Source organism: Paenibacillus sp. P4_A7 (assembly GCF_056402455.1).
The window spans coordinates 1-5,510 of record NZ_JBFUHJ010000381.1 but is presented as its reverse complement, the minus strand read 5'-3'; the positions used below and the strand labels follow the sequence as shown (position 1 = coordinate 5,510).

Sequence of the window (5,510 nt, the reverse complement as noted above, 5' to 3'; positions counted from 1 at the left end):
ATTCAAAACTATATGAAAATAATGAACAATCGTTACGGGGAAGGTATAGTCATTCAATATGACATCCCTGATTCGCTGCTTACCTGTCTTGTACCGAGGTTTATGCTCCAGCCTTTAATTGAGAATGCGTTGATGCATGGTCTTGAAACAAATCATTATGTAGGTGTTATTGAGATTGTTGTAAACGAAATAGAAGGCGAAATGTTCAAAATTCAGGTGAATGACAGTGGAGTAGGCATTCCGATAGACAAGCTGCAGAGATTGAACGAATGGATAAGCTCTACTGATTCAGAGCAAGCTTCACAAGTGCAGGAAAACGAATTTGGAATTGGACTTGTGAATATCCATCGGAGAATAAAGCTTCATTTTGGTGTCTCTTCTGAACTACAAGTTCGCAGCATTATAGGTCGTGGTACAAGTATCGAAATCCGAATACCACAGAATAGAAAAATAAACAACATCGCGTAAAAAAGTGCAACATTTTGGAGAAGTACACGGGATAGAAATAATCGATTGACGAAGAAAGTATATGTATTCGTCGAAATGGTTATTTTTATGCCGTTTTTTTGACTGTAAAATAAATATCAATAGAGAGAAGGTGGACACAGACTATGGAGAATATAACGGTTAGCACGATGCCGGTGTTAAAGAAAAAGAGGCGGAAGCTTACTAAAAATCGTGTAATCTTATTGCTATTGGCATTGCCTTTAATCGTACTGGTTTTTCTATTTAATTATTTGCCATTGTTTGGTTGGATCTATGCTTTTTATGATTATCAACCAGGTATCCCTTTATCGTTGAGTAAATTTGTAGGGTTTAAGTTTTTCGTTATTGCTTTTACTGAGGAAAGGGATGAATTAATCCGTGTATTGAAGAATACGCTGGCGATCAGCTTTTTAACGATACTTACCTCACCTGCGGGTGTCCTCTTCGCCGTTTTGTTAAATGAAATCAAGAAAAAGTCGTTTTCTAAATTTATTCAAACGACGACAACATTGCCGAATTTTATTAGCTGGATATTAACATTTTCTGTATTTTACGTTTTTTTCTCTGTAAATGATGGCGCTATCAACCAATTGCTGTTGAAGTTGCATCTTATTCAGAATCCAATCAACTTTTTAGGGGATTCAGCAATTGCCTGGTATTTTCAAATCGGTATTGGACTTTGGAAAGGGCTTGGCTGGGGAGCGATCATCTATTTGGCGGCAATCGCCGGCATTGATTCAGAAATGTATGATGCGGCGAATGTAGATGGGGCTGGTAGGTTTAGGATGATTTGGTATGTAACTATTCCCGGTATCTTGCCTACTTACATTGTATTGCTGCTGCTGAATGTCAGCAATTTGCTCAGTAATGGGTTTGAGCAGTTTTACGTGTTCATGAATCCATTGGTATCCGACAAATTAGAAATACTAGATTACTATGTTTATCGCATTGGATTTCAGAACAATGACTTCGCATATGCGACTGCACTCGGCGTCTTAAAAACAGTAATTAGCATCATTATTTTATTTACAGTGAATCGAATTGCGAAACGAGTAAGGGGGGAAAACATCATATGAACAAAAGAAGCGGGGTCGATTGGGCATTTGACTTATGCAACTGGCTATTTATGTCCTTGTTCGTACTTTGTTGTATGTATCCCTTTTATTATATCTTCATTAATTCTGTCAGTGATCCCACATTGGCGGTACGGGGTGTGTATTTGCTGCCAGTGGGCTTCACGCTTAAAACCTATGCCAAGCTGTTTGTTTTGCAGGACATTTCAAATGCGTTTATCATTTCGACTTTAAGAGCTGTCCTTGGTACAGTGATTACCGTTTTTTGTAGCTCGTTTTTTGCCTATCTTGTCACTCAGAAGGATTTGATCTTACGTAAGTGGATTTATCGTTTTGTTATTATGACGATGTATCTAAATGCTGGGTTAATTCCGTGGTATATCACAATGAAGGAGCTTGGATTAAAAAACAATTTCCTGATTTACATTATTCCAGGTGCGGTTGGTGCGTTTTTTGTCATCTTGATTAAGACCTATATAGAGCAGATTCCTCCATCACTAGCGGAATCAGGAATGATAGATGGCGCAGGGCATTTAACACTCTTTACTAGGATCATATTCCCTTTATCTATGCCTATTATTGCTACAGTTGCGTTATTTACTGCCGTAGCTCAGTGGAATTCGTGGGTGGATAACTTATTTTTGGTCAGTCATCCCAAGCTCCAGACACTGCAGCTCTTACTATACAATTATTTGAGTCAAACAGAATCGCTGGCTACTGAAGCAAGTATGAAGATGATGAGCCAGCAATTGAATCAAAGCTATAAAGAAGCGTTTATGATTACACCGCAGTCAGTGAAAATGACGATTACTATGATCGTTACAGTCCCCATCCTATTTGTATATCCCTTCCTGCAAAAATACTTTGTCAAAGGCATTATGCTTGGTGCTGTAAAAGGGTAGCGGATATAACTGAGGTTATTATAACTCTTTATATATATCAAAATTATAGGAGGCAATCGAAAAATGGGGCTAAGACGAAAAGCAAATTTGAGAAGAATTGCAGGTTTGATTACTTTAATGGCATGTGTTGCTATGGTAGGTTGTTCGAACAAAGGGGAGAATCAGCCTAAAACTACGAATACACCTTCAGCTAGTGCATCAGCCAGTACTCCAGCGAGTGAAAAGCCGTCCAAAGAGCCTGTCACTTTAAAATTCTCCAGTGACGGTCCAGTATTTGTAGGACAATTTCCATCAGGCGTACAAACAGATGCTATTGCGATGGAAATTGCGAAACAAACTGGCGTATCGCTAGATATTGACAGAGTGAATGATGACAAAAAGTTTAACCTAGAATTGGCTAGCGGTGACTTGCCAGACATTATTCTCGTGACGAATAAGGATCATTTGAATCAGTTAATTAAAGGAAATCAAATTATTGCTCTTGATGACCTGCTCACAACTAATGGTCAGGACATTCTTAAAGAATTGCCTAACCGAATCAAGATCAGCAAGAAGTTCTGGAGCGCTGATACAGATAAATTGTATGCGATTCCTGGATTGGCCAGCCAGTTTGCGCCGCAGGAACGTTATGAATCTCCAGGTTATCTTATCCGCTGGGATTACTATAAGGAGCTTGGATTCCCAGAAGTAAATAATATGGATGATCTTCTAACTATGCTTAAGTCTATGCAAGATAAACATCCTACGAATGATCAAGGACAGAAGACATATGGTATATCACCATACTTTGCGGATTTCTTCACTTATCGCACGTTTGATAATGCCTTTAATCGATTGACAGCTAACAATTTTATTAGCTTAAATCCGGAGACAGGTGAACCAAGCGGAGGGTTTTTCGATACGGATAATGCATTTTGGAAAGGTACCGATTTTTACTTCAAAGCGAATCAGCTGGGAATTTTGGATCCTGACTCTTTCGTGCATAAATTCGAGAATTTACAGGAGAAAACAAAGAACGGTCTTGTGTTATTTAGCACGCATCACTGGTTAGGGACTAATGCKGCCAATGTATTGCTAGCCGAAAAAGATCCTTTGTCTGGTTATGTAGGGCTTCCTTATCCCAAAGGGCAAAGCATGACTACGGACGCTGTCAGCCCGGATGGTAATGAGACGAGACTATGGGTTATCTCGAAAAATAGCAAACATCCAGAGAGAGCCATGGATTTGATCAATTACATTCTGACATCCGAAGGGTCCAGATTGATTAACAATGGATTTGAAGGAGAGCAATGGGCGTTAGAAAACGGCAAGCCAAAAGTAATCGACGCTGAAAAACGCACGGATGCCGTGTATGCAGAAAAAACGGGGATGGGTAAATACTGGAACCTTGCTGGTGCTGTTGCGGGTTACAACGATCCGAAGTATAACGCACCAATTGCCTATGGACAGTCTAAAGAAGAAATGATAAATAACTTATCCCCATTGAATAAAGATTATAGCAGTCATTATGGTGTATCTTATCCAGGTGAAATTGTCGACAAACGGGTCGAATCAGGTGAAATTAACTTTATATTTATTAACTCAGCCATGAGTTATGGGTTGGATATGAATACCCCAGACGATATCAAACGGTTGGATGCCAAAATTGCGGATTACTTGGCACGCATGCAAACCAAGCTTATTCTTGCTAAATCTCAAGATGAATACAAGAATATTCAAAAAACAGTATTGGATGAACTGAAGGCAATGGATGGTCAGAAATCTGTAGACTATTGGATGAATAATTACAAAAATGCCGCAAAGATATGGGCAGAGACTAAATAATAATATCCACTTTGAGACGGCAGTGACATTCGTTGCTGCCGCTCTTTATTTCATTAAGACGTAATTCATTGTGGAAATACAAAATGATAAGACAGTGAGTGATAAAAGATGAAAAATCCCCTTTATGAGAAATGGGTTTGGATTGAATTAATCGGGTTTGAAAATACGGCAAGCGATTTTGGAGTTAAGGCGTATTTGGACAATATCGGTTATATTCCCGATGGGATTTCGCTACTTATGTTCTCACCTGATTTTGTGCATGCCCATGAAGGAATGGAACGAGAAAATGTTCTGCCCATGGAGGTTTGTTCTTATGGGGCGCGTCCATATGGAAAGGAACGTAATAGGCAGGATTGGACCAATTATCAGCTGCGAGGACTTGTGGTTGAGCTGCAAAAGCACGGTATTGAAATCTATTTCAGCTTTTTTAATTTATTTCACTTTCATGTTGAAGGTGAAGATTCCGTAAGGGCGAGCAAGTGGTGCGCTGAACATCCGGAGCTTTATGAAATGAGGAAGCGAGGAGAAGCGATCCCCGTAATTAATCCGTTGCGACGATTTAAGGATGAAAGCTACTACGAGGATTTAATGATTCAAGATTTAATGATTATCCTGCAAGATTATAATTTCGATGGCTATCATGGCGCTGATGGTTACACCAGTCCACGTCTAAGCCTTGCGGAGGGCGATTATTCTGATGATATGGTGGATCAATTTATTCGCCATAGTGAGGTGAAATTGGGTAATGGGCTTTCGCTTGTTTGCGAAGGCAATCCAATTGCTATGGAGCAGCGGGGTGAATGGATTTGGCACAACAAGCGAACGGAATGGATTCACTTCTATGCTCACCGTTGGGGGGAGCAATGGGGAAAAATAATGTCGGCGCTGCATAAGATGGGAAAAAAAGGCGTTGCCAATTCGGCATGGACCCGAGATCCATTTGAGGCGTTGTACCGTTATGGGGTGGATTACCAATTGCTAGCGGCAGCTGGAATCGATGGTATTGTCGTCGAATCCGTTGGAGCAACATGTTCATCCGGTGTGGACGATATGGAATATGATCCCGGTTCAGAATTTATGGCCATGTTAATGGCGATCAAAGCTTATGTRCCAAATACGAAGCTGATTGGTCTGAATTCAATCCAAGATACAAAAGAGCAATATGATGCCCTAAGTCACGTCCCAACTCTAGTAGAAAGAGATATCTATTCAGAGATATCTATTC

5 protein-coding genes are annotated in these 5,510 nt (G+C 40.0%); all 5 read left to right on the top strand.

Annotation, left to right across the window (positions count from 1 at the left end):
- On the top strand, window positions 1-468 hold a 468-nt coding region (locus AC1DWN_RS26765; protein ID WP_477561938.1), incomplete at its 5' end, for a sensor histidine kinase.
- Window positions 469-611: 143 nt separating this feature from the next.
- Window positions 612-1,562, top strand: a complete 951-nt coding sequence (locus AC1DWN_RS26760; protein ID WP_477561937.1) for an ABC transporter permease subunit — start codon at window positions 612-614, stop codon at window positions 1,560-1,562.
- Complete coding sequence (locus AC1DWN_RS26755) at window positions 1,559-2,461, top strand: carbohydrate ABC transporter permease (protein ID WP_477561936.1); 903 nt, start codon at window positions 1,559-1,561, stop codon at window positions 2,459-2,461. Before AC1DWN_RS26760 ends, AC1DWN_RS26755 begins: the two co-directional genes overlap by 4 nt.
- Window positions 2,462-2,524: 63 nt before the next feature.
- Window positions 2,525-4,285 (top strand): extracellular solute-binding protein, encoded by a 1,761-nt coding sequence (locus AC1DWN_RS26750; RefSeq protein WP_477561935.1) that lies wholly within the window; start codon window positions 2,525-2,527, stop codon window positions 4,283-4,285.
- A 108-nt stretch (window positions 4,286-4,393) separates the two neighbouring features.
- Window positions 4,394-5,510, top strand: a 1,117-nt coding sequence (locus AC1DWN_RS26745) for a hypothetical protein (protein ID WP_477561934.1), incomplete at its 3' end; no start/stop codon positions are given.